The organism is Brotonthovivens ammoniilytica (assembly GCF_025566885.1).
GTDB lineage: Bacteria > Bacillota > Clostridia > Lachnospirales > Lachnospiraceae > Brotonthovivens > Brotonthovivens ammoniilytica.
In genome coordinates this window covers 93,202-110,313 of sequence record NZ_JAOQJQ010000003.1, presented here as the reverse complement: position 1 = coordinate 110,313, position 17,112 = coordinate 93,202, and the positions used below count along the sequence as shown (strand labels likewise).

The window sequence follows — 17,112 nt, the reverse complement described above, 5'->3', positions numbered from 1 at the left end:
CTCTCTCATCCTAGTGATGGTCTTTGATTACAGAATCAACCAGTCCATATGCAACTGCTTCTTCCGCAGTCATATAATTGTCTCTTTCTGTATCAGCGGCAACCTCTTCTATAGATTTTCCGGTATTTTCTGCAAGGATTCTGTTAAGACGCTGTTTCGTCTTTAAAATATTCTCTGCTGCAATCTGGATCTCTGTTGCCTGACCTCTTGCTCCTCCGGAGGGCTGATGAATCATAATCTCTGCATTGGGAAGCGCAAAACGTTTTCCCTTGGTTCCTCCGGCCAGCAAAAATGCTCCCATACTTGCAGCCAGACCGATGCAGGTAGTTGATACATCACATTTAATATACTGCATAGTATCGTAAATTGCTAAACCTGCAGTCACCATCCCGCCGGGAGAGTTAATGTATAAATGAATATCTTTTCCCGGATCTTCTGATTCCAGAAAAAGAAGCTGTGCAACAACAAGACTAGCCGTTGTCTCATTCACTTCTTCTCCAAGGAAAATGATTCTGTCTTTTAATAATCTTGAGTAAATATCATAGCTTCGTTCGCCTCTGCTGTTTTGTTCAATGACATAAGGTACAAAACTCATATTTCTGCCTCCATTTCTGTTTAAAAAGTATCAAACAGGCCGGTCCGACCGGACCGGCCTGAAAAAGATATCTGCCAAACCTTTATGACTATTCTTCTGTGCTTTCTGCCTCAGCTTCCGCATCTTTTTCTTTTTTTGATTTTGCTTTTGCTCTGTATTTTACATTTTCCATGATAAATGCTACAGCTCTCTGCTCAGCCAAATCTTTTTTCATTGCTTCTTTCTCAGAATCGCCCATGTAGCCTCTTAACTGATCTGCTTCCATTTTGTACAGCTCAGCCATTTTAACGATCTCAGCATCTAAATCTTCATCTGAAATCTCAATATTTTCTTCTTTTGCAATCTGCTCTAAAATCAGTCCGCTTTCAATACGTGCAACTGCTTCTTCGCGAACCTGCTCTTTCATTTTATCCATGGTCATACCTGTAAACTGAAGGTACTGCTGCATGGAAAGTCCCTGCTGTGACATCTGCTGCCCAAACTGATTGATCATATCTTCACACTGAGTATCAATCATAGCTTCCGGAATATCCATCTGGGATTTATCTACAATTTTCTTAATAGCTTCGTCTGTCTGAGCTGCTTTGGCATCGCTTTCTTTTCTTTCTTCTACTTTTGCCTTAATGCTCTCTTTATATTCTGCAACAGTATCAAATTCAGAAACATCCTGTACGAACTCATCATCCAGCTCTGGAACTTCTTTTGTTTTGATTTCGTTGATTTTTACGTTAAATACTGCTGCTTTTCCCGCAAGATCTGCAGAATGGTATTCTTCAGGGAATGTTACATTTACTTCCACTTCTTCACCGGCATTCTTTCCGATAAGCTGCTCTTCAAATCCAGGAATAAAGCTGCCGGAACCGATTACCAGTGAATGATTCTCGTCTTTTCCACCTTCAAATGCCACACCGTCAGCAAAGCCTTCATAATCAATAACTGCTGTATCGCCGTCTTCTACAGCTCTGCCTTCCACTGTGATTGTTCTGGCATTTTTTTCTCTTTCAGCATTGATTTCTTTTTCGATTTCTTCCTCTGTTGCTGCTGTATCAATCTTTGTTACAGTAACTCCCACATATTTTCCAAGTGTCACTTCCGGTTTTACTGCAACTTCTGCTGTAAAAATAAATGCTTTTCCTTTTTCCAGCTGTACAATATCAAGATTTGGTCTGGAAACGATATCCAGTCCGCTTTCTTCTACTGCTTCTGAATATGCCCCCGGAAGCAGGCTGTTTGCTGCATCATCACAGAAAACATTTGCTCCGTACATTTTTTCAACCATCATTCTTGGAACTTTTCCTTTACGGAATCCCGGAAGACTGATGCTTTTTTTCTGTTTATTATATGCTTCCTGGAGTGCGCTTTCCAGTTCCTCAGCAGGCACCTCAACTGTGAGTTTTGCCATGTTTTTTTCTAAATTTTCTACCTGTACACTCATTCTAACAATTATCCTCCTTAATATATGTCATGTAGTTGTACGTCTGCGGCTTTCTATGATACAGGAACTTCACAACTACAAAACCCATATACCATAAAAAAGGGCGTACTTTCGCCACTTACAGTCATTTAGGAATTATAACACAGGGTTTTTCAAATTTCAACAATAAATGTAAAAAGGCCCTTCCAGCCAACCTCTTAGGTTGGCCGGAAAAGCCTTTTTATCTGACAGCAATAGAATTACTATCTTCCAGACATCTGCTCTTCCTGTCTCTGGATCATTTTTCTTACCATTTCACCACCGATGGAACCTGCCTGACGAGATGTCAGATCTCCGTTATATCCCTCTTTTAAAGAGATACCTAATTCGGATGCAACTTCCTGTTTGAAACGGTTCATTGCTTCTTTTGCTTCTGGTACACTAGTTTTGTTTGAGTTTGAAGAATTGCTCATTCTTTTCACCTCCGTAAATATTTGTTTCTTTTTATTTTTAAAGATAAGCATTGCTTACCCTGAAACTATTATTAACAGAAATGAAAAAATTATTTTGGTAATTATTTCAAGAAACCGTTTACGATCTGTTCCTCTGCTTCCTCTTCTGTAAGCCCCAGTGTCATGAGCTTTATAAGCTGTTCTCCGGCTATTTTTCCAATAGCTGCCTCATGAATCAGACTGGCATCTATATCATTTGCAGTCAGCTGCGGCTCCGCAGTTACACAGGCCTGATCCATAATAATGGCATCGCACTCCGTATGACCTGCGCATTTACAGTTTCCGTTAATTCTTGAAACAAAAAGCTGTTTTGATTTTCCTTTTGCAACAGAACGGGATACTACATTGGCGCTGCAGTCCTCTCCGTTCATATCAACGGTAAAATCTGTTTCTGCGTACTGATTGCCATGTGTCATGATTTTTTCGCTGATCTCTAATGCAGCACCCGCTTTCAGCACTGCAGTCGTCACACGTTTTGTGGAGGTAACGCCCTTGATCTGGACAGTATCCATCTCCATATAACCGCCCTCATCTATATTGATCACGGTAACCGGATTTAAAATACGTTCTCCCGAACCATCGCCTTCACCATAATGTTTCTCTACATATTTTATTCTGGCATTTTTCCCAACATAAAAGGTATGGATACCATCATGCTGAGAAGTATCCGTTCCACAGTTGTGAATACCGCATCCCGCAACAATTGTCACATCGGCATCATCTCCGATATAAAAATCATTGTATACTGTCTCTTTTAAACCGCTCTGGCTCAAAACTACAGGAATATGCACGCTTTCATTTTTGGTTCCCGGTTTGATAATAATATCAATGCCGGATTTTCCTTCTTCTGTTTTTGTTACAATATCTATATTAGCTGTTGTTTTTCTGCCGTCAGACTGTCCGTTATAGCGGATATTGTACGCACCTTCCGGAACTGCATGAAGGTCGGCTACCTCTTCCAGTATGTGTTTTTCAATTGCATCCATAGTTTTTGACCTCCCTATACAATTTTATCCATTAAAGTGCTGCAGGCTTCTGAGGTTCCCAGTAAATCCGGCAGTACTTCTGCTTTTGTCCCTACATTTTTTATCTGTCCACCGGCAACTACAACAATCTTGTCCGCAATATTTAAAATACGTTCCTGATGAGAAATAATCAGAATAGAGCCATTGATTTTTTCATGCATAGACTCAAAAACCTGAATCAGGTTATTAAAACTCCACAAATCAATTCCTGCTTCCGGTTCATCAAAAATGGACAGTTTCGTTCCTCTTGCCATGATCATGGCAATTTCAATACGTTTTAATTCTCCGCCTGAAAGACTGGCATTGACTTCACGGTTGATATAATCTTTGGCGCACAGTCCCACTTCTGATAAATAGGAACAGGCCTGGGAAATATTAATGTCCTTCCCCGCCGCCAGTGTAATAAGATCCTTTACTGTCAGTCCTTTAAACCGCACCGGCTGCTGAAATGCGAAGCTAATGCCGGCTCTGGCACGCTCAGTAATACTCATATTTGTAATATCCACCCCGTCTAGCAGAATCTGTCCGGATGTGGGCCGGAAAATACCCGCAATAATTTTTGCAAGGGTAGACTTTCCTCCGCCGTTAGGTCCGGTAATCGCTACAAAACGGTCATCTACTTTTAAATTAACATTTTTTAAAATCTCTTTGTTTGTGGCATCGTTTTCATCTGTTACCTGAAAACTAATATCTCTTAATTCAAGCATATGTCCTTCCTCAACTTTTTTCTATCAGTTTTCCCACTATTTCACAGGGATATCCTGCTTTATCAGGGAATTATTTCCGTATCGGTGCTATTATATAATACTTTACCGTGAAATGGAAGTGATTTTTGCCACAGTCTTTCCCTGAAAACAGAAGGCCAAATGCCTTTTAATAACTATAAAAGAAGCCTGCATGCAGCAATCACGAAAGCACCTTTCTCACAGAGCATCCGCCTTTCCTGTCTGCAGGAATTTCCTGAATAAAAAATGCGCAAGCAACATGACTCCATTCCACCGCAGAGCGTTTTTTGCTCTATAGGAATCGGTACTTTTCAACTTTATCACAATACAGTATTTCCTATAGAGAAATAAAATACCCCGGGGATTTCCCCGGAGTATCAGCGCCAATCTTTTTCATTTTACTTTTAGAAACGGTCCTTTTCTTCTTCGTATACCTTTGGCAGAATTGCTGCCAGATGTGTAAATTCTTTTAAGTTATGTGCAAACAGCCCCATTGGCACTTCCATAGGAACACTGACACCTCTTGGAATCAGTTTCATAGGTCTTCCATCCATAATCTGATATCCAATCCAAAAACGGCTTCTTAACTCAATACCGCCTTCAATCTCTCGGATCATATGTGTCATCACCGCTGCAACACCCTTGCCCGGCTCCGGTCCGTGGCCGTTGGCACACATCATGGAAGCGCAGGCATCTGTACCTACTTTCTCTTCCGGATATCCCATTTCCGAGGGATATTTAAAATCTAGAATAAGTTCGTCCGGTCCCGGTCCGATATCCTCTAAAACTTCGTGGGTGGTTCCCCAGGTTCTTTCTCTCATGGGAAGGTTACTGCTCAATGCTTTATCACGGTTTTTCTGTCTTGCATAATAGTGATCTTCCGGATCCCAGATTTTATAACGGAGATCCTCAAGTCCATGCCATGCAAACCACCATTCAAACATTTCTTTTGTGACGCCCGGCATTTTCGTCAGGTTTGATACATAGCCGCTGCCATCCTCCTGTACACCATACCCCACCTCCACGTCAAAGTATCCTTCATCGAACAATTTAACACGATCAGTAATCTTTAACATCTTTTCAGGGTCCATAGGTCCGGCGGCCAGAATATCCAGCTTTTCCTGTGGAATTGGTGTTAACGGCATATGAAAATATTTCGCATATGACAGCTTTGCTTCTGCTTCTGTTAATGTAGGTTTCATATATACTCCTTTTCCTGCCTGTATTCTTAAATACCCGCATGTTTTAGTTTTCTTCTCTTCGCCTTTTTACGGCATTATAGTAATTATACTGTAATTCTGTAGAAAACACATCGTGATTTTTCTAAAAGTTTATCTCTTTATCTTCCCTCTTTTTGTGCCTGTACACAATTCCTTTACGGCATCATAAAACTATCTTTTATTTCTTCTGCTTTTTCTTCTCCCATAAGAAATTTTACAAGTTCCAGGGCAAAACAAGCAGCAGCCCCCGGTCCTCTGCCGGTAATCACATGACCGCTTACAACAGTACTCCTATCCAGCCAGTTTACATCTTCTCCGGCCTCACAGCCCGGATACACCGCAGCATCCCGGCCCTTTAAAATTCCCATCTCTCCAAATATACCCGGCGCCGCACAGATAGCAGCCGTCAGTCTGCCGCTGTCGTAAAACATCCGAACCTTTTCTTTCACACCCGGATACACACGGAGGTTTTCTGTTCCCGGCATCCCTCCCGGAAGCACAATTCCGTCCAATCCTTCAAATACTATGTTTTCAAACAGCTCATCCGCCTGTACGGTAATTTTGTGAGCTCCAGTCACGGTTTTACTTCCGGTAATGGATATCAGACCGGTGATAATCCCTGCCCGCCTGCAAATATCCGCTGCCGTCAGAGCTTCTACCTCTTCAAATCCTTCTGCCAGTAAAATACCTATTTTCTTCATCTTATATTTCCTCTTTTTCATTCCTGCATTTATTTTTTGTTCCTGCTATTATCTTTGTTCTGTTCTTGTTTTCTTTCTGCAGATCTATTATTATGGAACCTGTAAAAATGCTGTTACTCAGAGCTTACTCTGTAACGGCTGAGCCATACGTATCATCTGGCTGCGGCAGGCGTATGCAAAACTTCAGGTAATCCGCAGCCGGAAAGGTTAAAAAGCTTATGGAAATCGAACGCAAATTTTTGATTCAGCATCTCCCTGATCATCTAGAGCAGTATCCCTGTCTGGAAATCCAGCAGGCCTACCTGTCCACAAAACCAGTAGTCAGAATCAGACGTCAGAATACAGAGTACTATCTGACTTATAAGTCCGCCGGCCTCCTTGCCAGAGAAGAATACAACCTCCCTCTGACAAAAGAATCCTATGAACACTTAAAATCAAAAGCAGACGGCATTGTTATCACAAAAAAACGCTACTGCATTCCTTATTTATCCTACACAATTGAACTGGACCTTTTTGAAGGTGCCTTACAGGATCTTATTCTTGCCGAAGTTGAATTCCCATCCCGTCAGGCTGCCCTTGACTTTGTTCCTCCCCGCTGGTTTGCTAAAGAGGTCACCTATGATCCCAAATATCAGAACAGCTATCTTGCGCTGCATACCCAGTGTTTTTGACACCACACCGGATGCCCATCTTATGAGATTCTGCCTCCTTCGAACTTCTGACGGGTGCGGATACAGTTTTTCAGCTGCTGATATCGGTTTTGCAGGTTCCCTTCCGGAATCACAACATCCAGAGAAACTGCCAGATCATCAATCAGCTTATCATTAATATCCGATTTCATTTCTGTTACAATTTCATATTTTTCATCAAAGCTTTCCGCATCCAGAAAACGAATCAGCCAGTTATTGATGGGACAAGCCTCCTCTTTGATTTCTCCTTGATTTTTTCCGGAGCTGTCAACATCGTTTTCCTTTGCAGCCTGTACAGGCAGACTATCCTCTTCTATTTCTATATACTGAAATCTGTATTCCTGCATAACTTCAGGATATTTTTCGTGATCTACTTCACTGATAAACATAGACAAAGGACGCACATAACTTTTAAAAGTTCCGTACAGCGCCTGATATACTACCATTTCTTCATTAGTTTCTGAATGAACTGCAACTGTTATAATCTGATATAATTTATTTTTAAAATGCAGATATTTCTCTCCTGGTTTGGGATTTCCCTGCGGCATCTTTATTCCCTTCTTTCTTTCACTTTTTAAATGCATACACTACACGTATAAAAAATATCCAATGTTTCTTTTACCGGTTTAAACGACTCAGCAGCTCTGCAGCCTCACCCTCAAAGTCTCTTCGAAAGGGAATAGACGTATCCGGTCCCTTGGCCATCAGATCATAAACCGGCCCCATCAAATCCACTCGGCTGTCCTCTTCATTGTCCATTTCTGCGGCATAGGAATTTAACTTTGCGGATGCCAGAATGGCTCCGTCTTCCTCTTCAATTCCCGCTTCCCGCCAGACATGCTGCGCCCCGATCTTTTGATTTTCTTCCAGTTCTTCATGATATTTTTCATGAAAACGCTTTTTCACATCCTGGGCTTCCTTTTTCTTTTGTGCTTCACCTCTGCTCACGCCGTTTTTTTCCCGCATAGTCTCCTGCTTTTGATAGGTCTTTTGTTTATAGTATCCGGGCTGAAAGGTTTTTCCGGTATTTGGGGGCGTTTCTCTCCGTTGATAGGTGCTCTGGCTTCTGTGGGCATTCTGGCTGGAACCATCCTGTTCCTGCTGTCCATTTACCTTGTTTTTCCCCCAGGTTGTAAGCATCGCCAGAACAACAAAAATTATTACAATGATTACTGTCATATGCTACCTCCACACTTATATGCACATTTAACAAATACACTGTTATCTGATATAAATAAAAATTTTTCATCTATCAGTATATCATAGAGTACTAGACAAAAATAGTTATAATGCTATAATATATAACAATTTCGGCAGAATCTGCCGGCCTGCTTCAAAATAAGAAAGCAGAATTCACAATTCTTAAAGGACTAAAAAATATGGCAAATACATTTCAGAGAAGGTTTCCCCGCAGACTTTCTCAGATGCAGACTATTGCAATCGGCTTTTTTATCATTATTTTAATCGGAGCTTTACTCCTGATGCTTCCCTTTGCAAGTAAAACAGGGGAAGTTACTCCTTTCGGCACAACAATCTTTACCGCAACCAGCGCCACATGTGTAACCGGCCTGATTCTAGTAGATACCTTTACACACTGGTCCATGTTCGGTCAAATAGTAATTCTCTGCCTGATACAGATCGGCGGTCTTGGATTTATAACTTTTGGTTTTGGCATCTCAATTCTCCTGAAGCGAAAAATCAGCATCCGCCAGCGGGGTATGTTAAAAGAAAGTGTCAGTGTCGTTGATATGGGCGGAATCGTAAAGCTGGCCATGATAATCCTAAAGGGCACCATCTTATTTGAAGGAATTGGTGCAGTGATATTATCAGCCTGCTTCATTCCAAAAATGGGCGTTGGTACCGGCATCTATTACGGGATTTTCCATTCCGTCTCAGCTTTTTGCAATGCTGGATTTGATTTAATGGGCCGATTTACCCCATTCTCTTCCCTGACTGGTTTTTACGATAATGGAGTTGTAATCATAACAATCGGGCTCTTGATTTTGATCGGAGGTATCGGTTTTTTTGTATGGAACGATATTTACACTCATAAACTGCATGTCCGCCGCTATGCACTTCACACAAAAATCGTTTTAATCGGTACTTTGATTCTCACAGCAGGAGGAGCTGTTTTATTCTACTGTCTGGAAAACCAGCATCTGTTTGCAGATATGACCACATCCGGAAAGGTTTTAAGTTCTTTCTTTTGTGCCGTCACCCCGCGAACCGCAGGCTTTAACTCCATTGACAGCTCCGCTCTGACTGAATCTTCAAAACTGCTTACAATTGCTTTAATGTTTATTGGAGGCGCCCCCGGGTCTACCGCAGGCGGTATCAAAATCACTACCATTGTAGTATTACTTTTATACCTTCGTTCAACACTTACCCGAACCGAAAGTATCAATATTTTTAAACGGCGTCTGGAAAACGGAGCCGTCACAAAAGCTTCCGCTGTATTCTGCGTCAATTTATTTTCGGTCTTAGCTGCCTCCTTTTTAATCTGTACCATTCAGAATCTGGATATTACGGATATTTTATTTGAAGTGGTTTCTGCTATCAGCACTGTAGGGATGAGCCTCGGAATCACTTCGGACCTGACCCTTGCACCAAAAATTATTCTTATCTTTCTTATGTATATTGGACGGCTGGGCAGTTTATCCTTTGCCCTGTCTTTCACAGATAAGAAAAAATTGTCACATATCAGCCAGCCTCAGGAACACATTAGTATTGGCTGATTTTATGAAAGGAATCTATTATGAAATCTATTTTAATCATTGGACTGGGCCGCTTTGGCAGCTACCTGTGTCAGAAGTTCGCAGAACTTGGTAACGAAGTGATGATCGTTGATCAGGATGAAGAATTGTTGGAGCCCCTGCTTCCCTTTGTCACCAGCGCAAAAATCGGCGACTGTACAAAAGAAAGTGTTTTAAGAAGTCTTGGTGTTGGCAACTTTGATGTATGTTTTGTATGTATCGGAACAAATTTTCAAAGCAGTCTTGAAATCACAAGCCAGCTCAAAGAGCTGGGCGCAAAAAAAGTTATCAGTAAAGCAACTAGAAAGATCCAGGCAAAATTTCTCCTCCGAAATGGCGCCGACAGCATCGTTTACCCGGAACGGGATATCGCCGAAAAGTGTGCAGTGCAGTACAGCTCTGACAATATTTTTGATTACTTTGAACTTGGCAATGACTTTGCTATCTATGAAATCACACCGATGCAGGAATGGATTGGCAAAAGTATTATGAATCTGGATTTCAGAAATAAATATCATGTAAATATTGTCGCCATAAAAACAAAAGACGGTTTAAGAACAATGCCTACCGGAGATTATACCTTCCAGGGCAATGAGCATCTAATGGTAATTGGACATGACAGGGATCTGGAAAAGATAATAAATAAAATAAATTAAAAATATAACGAACCAGCTGACCGTATGAGCCGCCCTCTTCCAGGGGGGAGAGTCTTACAGTTTTTCGCTGGTTCGTTTTTATCATTCTCAGGGAATGCCCCTGCCAGTGAATTTCACTGACAGTCAGGGCACCTGCATCTCTTAATCTTTTTTACGGCGTCTTAAACCTGCTGCTCCACCAAGACCTGAAGCTGCCATCATAGCCAGAATGCCTGCCGCAGCTGCATCTCCGGTTTTTGGAACATTACCAGAAGAGGTAGTATCCTTTCCTTCTGTCTTTTTACCTGTATCTACCGGATCTTCTGTTATGTCAGAAGGCTTCTGCTGGTGGTCGGATGGTTTTTCAGTCCCAGCTTTATCATTAAGAAGAACTTCCTGAGCATCTGCAAGTCCTTTCAGTACATCGGATACATTTGACGGATCCCAGCTGCTTTGAAGCTTCACTGCTGCATCCAGAGCTGTTTTATATGCTTCAAGAGCTTCTTTACTATGCTCCTTTGCAGCTTCCTGTTTGTAAAGCTCCTGGCCTGCCTTCACCGCTGCATCCAGAATCGCCCTTGCAGCTGTCTGAATCATACCTTCTTCACTTCCGGCATCTGCCGCCATATTATCGTATGCCTTCAGCAAACCTGTAATATCTACCACAGCTCCTGCATCATAAGCATTACGCTCCTTAGAGACTTTATCCGCAAATGCTTTCCATAAAGCAGCCGCGTCTTTATAGTTATCTGTTTCCTTCACACCATCCGATGCATAAGCAAAGATATCTGCAATTGCTGCATTCAGGCTTTCACACTGTTCCATTAAAACATCCAGTTTCTCAGAATAGCTGGAAGCCTGTTTTTTTAATGTCCCATTTACAGAATTAACAAGTTTTAACGCTTCGATATCCGTAACAGCCGGAAGATCACTAAGAGCATCAGACACCGCGCCTATCTGAGCGGCAACTTCCTGATAGTACATATCTTCATAATAAGCTCCGTTTACTTCCAGTTCGGTCATCAGCACCATCAGCTGATCTAAAAGTCCTGGCAGCTGATCCTTAGCTTCTTCAAGGGCAAGCTTTGCCGCTTCATTATATTCCTTTAACGCAGCCTGCATGTCCTTTGCTGCAGTTACAAGCTGTGCATACTCCCGGTCTTCCAAGGCAGCCTGAAAAACAACTGCTGCTCTTTCATATTCGGCCTTTTCAGATCCTTCATAACCATATACATCAATTTCTTCGCTTTGTTTCAGGGCATCCTGCTCTATGGCGTTTGCCAAAGCCGTCCAGAGATTATTCAGGTTTCCCCAGGTCTCTTCATAAAAAGAATAATATGCGCCTATACTAAAAGCATCCTCCAGAGAAGCCAGTTCCGCCTGTACCTGTGGCAGATATTTGTCCACCACATTTCCATAGGTAAACACATACTTATCCGGTGTATCAGTACCTGTCAAAAATCTAAAAGCAAATTCATCCGCCATGCCCTCTGGAGCCAGAGCCAGAAAATCCTGGTAATGAGCAATGATCTCCTTTGCCTGATCTCTGTATGAGAAATTGATATTTTTATCTGCCTGGCCAAGAACCTTATCTGCATCCATCAACTGTTCGTAAATATCCACTGCATTTTCATCGGTTATCTCTACAGCATTTAATTTTTCATAGTAAGAGCTTACTGTCTTTACATAATCAGCAGTAAAGAGCGGTGCATACCAGGTTGAATATGCGTTCAAATCTTTAATTATTGTTTCCCATTGCTGAGTTACAAAGTTGACATCAATATTCTCATCCTGATACCACTGCTCTACTGTAATAAGATAATGGCGCAGCTGGTCAATAGACTCAACAATTTCATCCATCAGCTGGTCCAGATATGGATCCAGTTCCGTGCCAAGTTCCAGCGCACCAATAACTCCCTCCATATACGCTAATGACTGTTCAAAATTATCAACGTTTTCATCAAAGGCTGCATGCATATATTCCGCTGCGGTGGAATCTAACCCTGCCTTGGCTTCTGCCGGCAATTTATCATACCGGTCCATCAGCCCGTCTTTGTCCAGCAGTCCCATCAGACTTTCTTTGCTGTCCTCTAATTCTTCCTCTGTGATAACCGGATTCCACTTCTCAAGATCATCTGCTTTTGTCTCTTCTTTCTGCCTGTCCGCTTCTGGAACTGTTTTTGCATCTGCCTCTTTTGCATGTTCCGTATCGGAAGCTAAAGATTCACTCTTTTCGTCCGGAATCTCCTGGACTACTCCACTCTGCGCTAAGTCCTCAGCGGGCTCTGCAGCCATTACCGGAGCTGCCACACTTACAGCAAGCGCAGCACTCAAAATCAAAGCAATTACCTGTTTTCTTTTCATAATTTTCCCTTTCAGATTTTGTTTATTTAATCTAAGTAACTCACTCAGATTATTGTTAAATTATACCATATTCTGCTTTATCATCATACCTTTTTAGCGCATTTTTAACAAAGCTTTTTAACAAAAGAATTGCCGGCTGCTTTAATGTAACCATTGATTAATCAAATAGAACATGGCTTAAAATCGGTGGAGATGAAATGTTACAACAATTACCAAAGACTGACGAAGTGGCGGAATATATAGAAGAATTGTTAATGGATACAAAAGATTCTATTACTTAAATAAAAAATATGCCACTTTCCCATTTGTAAGAAAATTTTTTAGTACTGGTAATTTAGGGTAATTTTTCGTAAAATATAAAGGTGACAAAAATAGAATATTGTCTGAGAACACCGTTGGTAAAGTGTTCTGCCAATTACTGAAGACATAATAAATATAAATTAAACCGCTGCAGCGTTTTAATAAAATACACTAAGAAAAGGGGATTATTATGAAAAAGAAACTATTAGCTATCATCGTCTCTAGTCTTATGATCATGGGATTATTGACCTCTTGCAACGTTACAAAATCAAAAGACACATCAGCGCTAGACTTGTCTGGTACTTGGCGCTCCGAAAGCGACGATGATTCTTACCAAGAAGCCATAATCTCGGATGATGTCATAGAAATTAACTGAGTATCTCATAATAGAAGTAGAATAATACTCTATTGGCTTGGATCTTTTATTGCTCCTGCATCAAACGTAGATGAGTATACATGGACTTCTATTCGGGATACTTCAAGATCTTCACTTCTATCCTCAACTAGTGAAAATAAAGAATTTTCCTACCGGAATGGTAAAATTATTTATGAGGTAACAGTACAGGGAAATACTACTACTTATGAACTTACAAAAGTATCTGAATCCTATAATATAGACGACAACTCAAATTTAGAAGATGATTCCACAAATGAATCAGAAACAGGCGCTACCACATCAGAAGATATAATTGACGAATCTGAATTAGATGTTACTGCTTCAGATGAAAATAATGATTCCAAAAAGCAAAAAGACACTGTATCTGCCGAAGCTTCTGAAAAATCTACTTCATCGGAAAACAATAAGGACGTTGCCAAGCATAACTCTAAATCTTCCGATAAGAAAAAAGATTCTTCATCTAAAAGCAGCTCCAATAGCCAGAAAAAAGATTCTTCATCCAAAAGCAACTCCAATAGCCAGAAAGAAGACTCTTCACCAGCAGAAAATAATACAGCTTCAAACTCCAAGCCAGGAACATCTTCCAGTGCTTATCAGAGTATCCTTGATAAATACTCTAAAAAAATAAAATCCGCAACGCCGGGACTTGTTAAAGAGTATAAAAATGAAGCTTCTTCTTTAGGTGATGATATCATGGCAAAAGCGGAATTATGTAATGAAAAAATTTCCGAATTAGCAGTTATCTGTAATGATGGTATTTCTGAAATGGCTGAACTTATGTATAAAAACGGAGATAGCTATTCTACATATGAAAAATGGGCTGGAAAGCTTCAAGATGTATATACAAAATATGCCGGACAAATTTCAGATGCTTATATAAATTCAGCTACATAAAAAATTCCCCTGTCCATTAAATGGTAAGTTTTAAATGGTTTGTTATAATTCATATCTAGCAAAACCCCTTTATCAAAAACTGATAAGAGGATATAAGCCAGTCATTCCTATTCAATGACCATCTCTGTTTGTACTATATTTATCAGTTTGTAGAATATACATTAAGATGGGCAGGGGACAACCATGTTATCTACTTTGAAGCAACATTGTCTGTTGGAAAACTTACATCTGATTAAACCGCTGAGGCTTTTTAATAAAATACACTAAGAAAAGGGGTGAACAAACGCATGAACAACAAGGTATTTCCCATTGCTCTCTTTAATGAAGCATTTAACGAATATCTTTCAGTATCATTTGAGCAGAGCAGATTTATCAGTCCAATGGTTTACAGAAGCACATTGAAAAAAGACACCCGGAATGCCTGCCGTATATGCGTTTTATACCATCCATCATCTCGAATCCCGACTATATAGGTGTTAATCCAAACGAACCAAATGCCTCCTTTGAACTTGTTAAGGTATTGAGTGAGAATGTGCAGATAGGAATAAAACTGGATGTAAAAGAAAATTATCTATATGTTGCCACTCTTCACACCATTACTTCCGGAAAATTAAAGTACGGAATTGAAAATGGCAGGCTGAGCAAATTTGACAAATAGAATATTTTCGCATAGAATGGGGATACATTAAATTGAATCGCAAAAGTCGGAAAGGCCCCCGACACACTCGTAAGAGTACCTGAGATGATGGATACGCCGCCCATCTTGTAATTCAATTGATTGAGAAAGGTGTTCCCAACAGGGGGACACCTTTTTGTATTACATAATCACGCAATAAATATAAAACGGTCCCTGATTCCACCTTGACAACATAATATATTTACCCAGGGAACCGATGGGGCGATATGTAGCCACCTACTCATACAGAGAAAGGGGCTGGTGCTTATGTATGTTACATACAACGATCTATTTACTTTCGTTATTATGCTCGTTGCTGTAATAACCCTTGTTATAACCGTCAATAAGCATAACCAAAAATAGCGCCCCCACCCGCATAGTGTAGCGCTATTTTCTATACCTATTTGCCGAGATGGCTAGGTTTCAGCTAGCTATCGGCTCCCTTGTTAAATATATTATAACAAATATACTTGAAAAGTCAAATACCCGTCTCTCCATAGACAGAACAACTGAATATATTTACCCGGACAGCCGGGAGGGCGTGCAGTCATCCGTCCTGAGTCTTGACAGGAGGATGTGTTGCTTATGAGTACATATGAGGAATTCATGGTTATCATAGCAGTTGCTGGATTAATTATCGCAATTTTGAATTTGAAAAATAAGTAAGCCGCCCTGTCCCTGGAAAAGATAGGCGGCTTACAAAGCTTTATATTTTACCGGGGCGGATAGGCTTTATCTATCTTCCGGCTGTCTTGTTAAGTATATTATAACAAATATGCTTGGAAAGTCAAATATCTGTCTCTCCAGGGACGAAGTAACTGAATATATTTACCCGGACAGCCGAAGGGGCGTGCCGGTTCCCGATCCGAGTCTTGTGGAAAGGGGAAATGCTTATGAATACATATGAGGAATTTATGATCATACTGGCTGTTGCCAGCTTAATTGTATCAATTCTACATTTAAAAAATAAGTAAAGCCGCCCTGATTCCTTGGCCGGATGGGCAGCTTTACTAAGTAAACTGTTATAAATTCGCCGGATCAGGTAGCTTGCACCTACCTGTCGGCTGTCTTGTTAAGTATATTATAGCAAATATATCTTAAAAGTCAAACACCGCCCTCTGCTGACAACAGAGGACGGCAACATGCAGCATTGTTTTACCGGACGGCACTCAAAAAAAGAAGAGGATATACAAATCATTTACATGCGATAATCCAACCACAAAAGGAAAGCGGATTTGTGAAGCATATGCATCCAAATGGGCTGCGTAAAAGGAATCCCGCAAAAATAATTGTTGTCTAACATTCGGCGGTGCTCGGGATGACTATATAGCAAAGCGATCCTCAATTTTATCACCAGCCGCCGTCTGAGAATACAAGCGAAAAAAAGGATTTTCAAATAATTGAAAATAAAATTATTTCAGAAATTGACGGTGCGTCCTAAACTTTATGTCCCATCTGAAAAGGAGATACAGCGTCTCATGGATTATGTAAATAATACAGAAATGGAAATCCCTATTTTACTGGCCGCATTCGCCCCTATGAGAAGGGGCGAAATCGCAGCGCTTGATAGCGATCACATACAAGGCAATATTGTACACGCAGAATATTCCATGGCTTTAAACGAAAATAATAACTGGATAAAAAAATCCCCAAAAAGTTTGAGCGGTAACCGATACATAGAATTTCCGGATTTTGTCATCGAAAAATTAAAAGGGATTAATGGGCAAATTACTCTATTAAGGCAAACTCAAATTTCTGACCGATTTATTGATATTATAAAAAGATCCGGTCTTCCGAAATTTCGCTTTCATGACCTGAGACACTATTCGGCATCTATCCAACATGCATTGGGTATCCCTGATGCATATATCATGCAACGTGGTGGCTGGGGCAGCGATGCCGTTTTAAAAAATGTATATCGGCATGTTTTGGAGGATAAGGCCGAGCAAATGAATCAAATAGCCAATGGGTATTTTGAAAGTCTATGCAACACAAAATACAACACAAAAAAAACAAAACCCTTGAAAATCCAAGGGTTTTATTATGCGGATAACAGGACTTGAACCTGCACGGTCTCCCACCAGAACCTAAATCTGGCGCGTCTGCCAATTCCGCCATATCCGCTTACAACGAGTATTATCTTATCATCTGCCGGAAGGATTGTCAATCTTCTGTTTTCATCTTATGATACGATATCTGCACATTTCGTTTT

General features: G+C 40.7%; 17 protein-coding genes and 1 tRNA gene. 6 read left to right on the top strand and 12 right to left on the bottom strand.

The features are described from left to right. Positions 1–10: 10 nt before the first annotated feature. The 7 genes from clpP to OCV88_RS08540 form a co-directional block, all read right to left on the bottom strand. Positions 11–595 (bottom strand): ATP-dependent Clp endopeptidase proteolytic subunit ClpP, encoded by a 585-nt coding sequence (clpP, locus tag OCV88_RS08570; RefSeq protein ID WP_158425094.1) that lies wholly within the window; start codon positions 593–595, stop codon positions 11–13. Positions 596–683: 88 nt separating this feature from the next. Further along, positions 684–2,030: a trigger factor gene (gene tig, locus OCV88_RS08565; protein WP_158425093.1), complete on the bottom strand. Its 1,347-nt coding sequence runs from the start codon at positions 2,028–2,030 to the stop codon at positions 684–686. Between the two features lie 242 nt (positions 2,031–2,272). Continuing rightward, the gene (locus tag OCV88_RS08560) at positions 2,273–2,482 is read right to left on the bottom strand and encodes an alpha/beta-type small acid-soluble spore protein (RefSeq protein ID WP_158425092.1); all 210 of its coding nucleotides are present in this window, start codon (positions 2,480–2,482) and stop codon (positions 2,273–2,275) included. A 101-nt stretch (positions 2,483–2,583) separates the two neighbouring features. Beyond that, positions 2,584–3,507, bottom strand: a complete 924-nt coding sequence (locus OCV88_RS08555; protein ID WP_158425091.1) for a SufB/SufD family protein — start codon at positions 3,505–3,507, stop codon at positions 2,584–2,586. 14 nt (positions 3,508–3,521) lie between these two features. Continuing rightward, complete coding sequence (locus OCV88_RS08550) at positions 3,522–4,253, bottom strand: ABC transporter ATP-binding protein (RefSeq protein WP_158425090.1); 732 nt, start codon at positions 4,251–4,253, stop codon at positions 3,522–3,524. A 422-nt stretch (positions 4,254–4,675) separates the two neighbouring features. Further along, positions 4,676–5,473 (bottom strand): DAPG hydrolase family protein, encoded by a 798-nt coding sequence (locus OCV88_RS08545; RefSeq protein ID WP_158425089.1) that lies wholly within the window; start codon positions 5,471–5,473, stop codon positions 4,676–4,678. 173 nt (positions 5,474–5,646) lie between these two features. Beyond that, positions 5,647–6,192, bottom strand: a complete 546-nt coding sequence (locus OCV88_RS08540; RefSeq protein WP_158425088.1) for a DJ-1 family glyoxalase III — start codon at positions 6,190–6,192, stop codon at positions 5,647–5,649. A gap of 218 nt (positions 6,193–6,410) precedes the next feature. Between OCV88_RS08540 and OCV88_RS08535 the strand changes: the two genes are divergently transcribed. Further along, complete coding sequence (locus OCV88_RS08535) at positions 6,411–6,863, top strand: CYTH domain-containing protein (RefSeq protein WP_158425087.1); 453 nt, start codon at positions 6,411–6,413, stop codon at positions 6,861–6,863. 20 nt (positions 6,864–6,883) lie between these two features. Here the strand turns inward: OCV88_RS08535 and OCV88_RS08530 are convergent, their stop codons facing one another. Both OCV88_RS08530 and OCV88_RS08525 read right to left on the bottom strand, forming a co-directional pair. Next, entirely contained in the window at positions 6,884–7,429 is a 546-nt protein-coding gene (locus tag OCV88_RS08530; protein WP_158425086.1) for a DUF1653 domain-containing protein, read from the bottom strand. 70 nt (positions 7,430–7,499) lie between these two features. Beyond that, on the bottom strand, positions 7,500–8,060 hold the full coding sequence (locus OCV88_RS08525; RefSeq protein WP_158425085.1) for a hypothetical protein: 561 nt from the start codon (positions 8,058–8,060) through the stop codon (positions 7,500–7,502). A gap of 200 nt (positions 8,061–8,260) precedes the next feature. On the opposite strand from OCV88_RS08525, the gene OCV88_RS08520 reads away from it, so the two are divergent. After that, the gene (locus tag OCV88_RS08520; RefSeq protein ID WP_158425084.1) at positions 8,261–9,616 is read left to right on the top strand and encodes a TrkH family potassium uptake protein; all 1,356 of its coding nucleotides are present in this window, start codon (positions 8,261–8,263) and stop codon (positions 9,614–9,616) included. 20 nt (positions 9,617–9,636) lie between these two features. Then, a complete protein-coding gene (locus tag OCV88_RS08515) occupies positions 9,637–10,290 on the top strand; it encodes a potassium channel family protein (protein ID WP_158425083.1) in 654 nt (217 codons plus the stop codon). A 141-nt stretch (positions 10,291–10,431) separates the two neighbouring features. On the opposite strand, the gene OCV88_RS08510 is transcribed toward OCV88_RS08515, so the two are convergent. After that, complete coding sequence (locus tag OCV88_RS08510; protein ID WP_158425082.1) at positions 10,432–12,633, bottom strand: LPXTG cell wall anchor domain-containing protein; 2,202 nt, start codon at positions 12,631–12,633, stop codon at positions 10,432–10,434. Positions 12,634–13,539: 906 nt separating this feature from the next. Next, positions 13,540–13,899 carry a hypothetical protein gene (locus OCV88_RS08505; RefSeq protein ID WP_262591049.1) on the bottom strand — a complete coding sequence of 120 codons (360 nt, stop codon included), beginning with the start codon at positions 13,897–13,899 and terminating at the stop codon, positions 13,540–13,542. A gap of 124 nt (positions 13,900–14,023) precedes the next feature. On the opposite strand from OCV88_RS08505, the gene OCV88_RS08500 reads away from it, so the two are divergent. The 3 genes from OCV88_RS08500 to OCV88_RS08490 all read left to right on the top strand — a co-directional run bounded on the left by OCV88_RS08500 (position 14,024) and on the right by OCV88_RS08490 (position 16,963). Next, a complete protein-coding gene (locus OCV88_RS08500; protein WP_262591047.1) occupies positions 14,024–14,224 on the top strand; it encodes a hypothetical protein in 201 nt (66 codons plus the stop codon). A 367-nt stretch (positions 14,225–14,591) separates the two neighbouring features. Then, positions 14,592–14,882, top strand: a complete 291-nt coding sequence (locus OCV88_RS08495) for a PBECR3 domain-containing polyvalent protein (RefSeq protein WP_262591138.1) — start codon at positions 14,592–14,594, stop codon at positions 14,880–14,882. 1,448 nt (positions 14,883–16,330) lie between these two features. Continuing rightward, a complete protein-coding gene (locus tag OCV88_RS08490) occupies positions 16,331–16,963 on the top strand; it encodes a site-specific integrase (protein ID WP_262591136.1) in 633 nt (210 codons plus the stop codon). On the opposite strand, the gene OCV88_RS08485 is transcribed toward OCV88_RS08490, so the two are convergent. Beyond that, a tRNA-Leu gene (locus tag OCV88_RS08485) sits at positions 16,945–17,024 on the bottom strand. The two genes, OCV88_RS08490 and OCV88_RS08485, sit on opposite strands and share 19 nt — an antisense overlap. Positions 17,025–17,112: the final 88 nt, after the last annotated feature.

What these genes read in the sequence shown, in the direction of transcription:
- OCV88_RS08520 (WP_158425084.1), top strand. Translation starts at nt 8,261, where the DNA reads ATGGCAAATACATTTCAGAGAAGGTTTCCCCGCAGACTTTCTCAGATG.
- OCV88_RS08560 (WP_158425092.1), bottom strand. Translation starts at nt 2,482, where the DNA reads ATGAGCAATTCTTCAAACTCAAACAAAACTAGTGTACCAGAAGCAAAA.
- OCV88_RS08525 (WP_158425085.1), bottom strand. Translation starts at nt 8,060, where the DNA reads ATGACAGTAATCATTGTAATAATTTTTGTTGTTCTGGCGATGCTTACA.
- OCV88_RS08510 (WP_158425082.1), bottom strand. Translation starts at nt 12,633, where the DNA reads ATGAAAAGAAAACAGGTAATTGCTTTGATTTTGAGTGCTGCGCTTGCT.
- OCV88_RS08530 (WP_158425086.1), bottom strand. Translation starts at nt 7,429, where the DNA reads ATGCCGCAGGGAAATCCCAAACCAGGAGAGAAATATCTGCATTTTAAA.
- OCV88_RS08555 (WP_158425091.1), bottom strand. Translation starts at nt 3,507, where the DNA reads ATGGATGCAATTGAAAAACACATACTGGAAGAGGTAGCCGACCTTCAT.
- clpP (WP_158425094.1), bottom strand. Translation starts at nt 595, where the DNA reads ATGAGTTTTGTACCTTATGTCATTGAACAAAACAGCAGAGGCGAACGA.
- OCV88_RS08515 (WP_158425083.1), top strand. Translation starts at nt 9,637, where the DNA reads ATGAAATCTATTTTAATCATTGGACTGGGCCGCTTTGGCAGCTACCTG.
- OCV88_RS08535 (WP_158425087.1), top strand. Translation starts at nt 6,411, where the DNA reads ATGGAAATCGAACGCAAATTTTTGATTCAGCATCTCCCTGATCATCTA.
- OCV88_RS08540 (WP_158425088.1), bottom strand. Translation starts at nt 6,192, where the DNA reads ATGAAGAAAATAGGTATTTTACTGGCAGAAGGATTTGAAGAGGTAGAA.
- OCV88_RS08500 (WP_262591047.1), top strand. Translation starts at nt 14,024, where the DNA reads ATGGCAAAAGCGGAATTATGTAATGAAAAAATTTCCGAATTAGCAGTT.
- OCV88_RS08550 (WP_158425090.1), bottom strand. Translation starts at nt 4,253, where the DNA reads ATGCTTGAATTAAGAGATATTAGTTTTCAGGTAACAGATGAAAACGAT.
- tig (WP_158425093.1), bottom strand. Translation starts at nt 2,030, where the DNA reads ATGAGTGTACAGGTAGAAAATTTAGAAAAAAACATGGCAAAACTCACA.
- OCV88_RS08545 (WP_158425089.1), bottom strand. Translation starts at nt 5,473, where the DNA reads ATGAAACCTACATTAACAGAAGCAGAAGCAAAGCTGTCATATGCGAAA.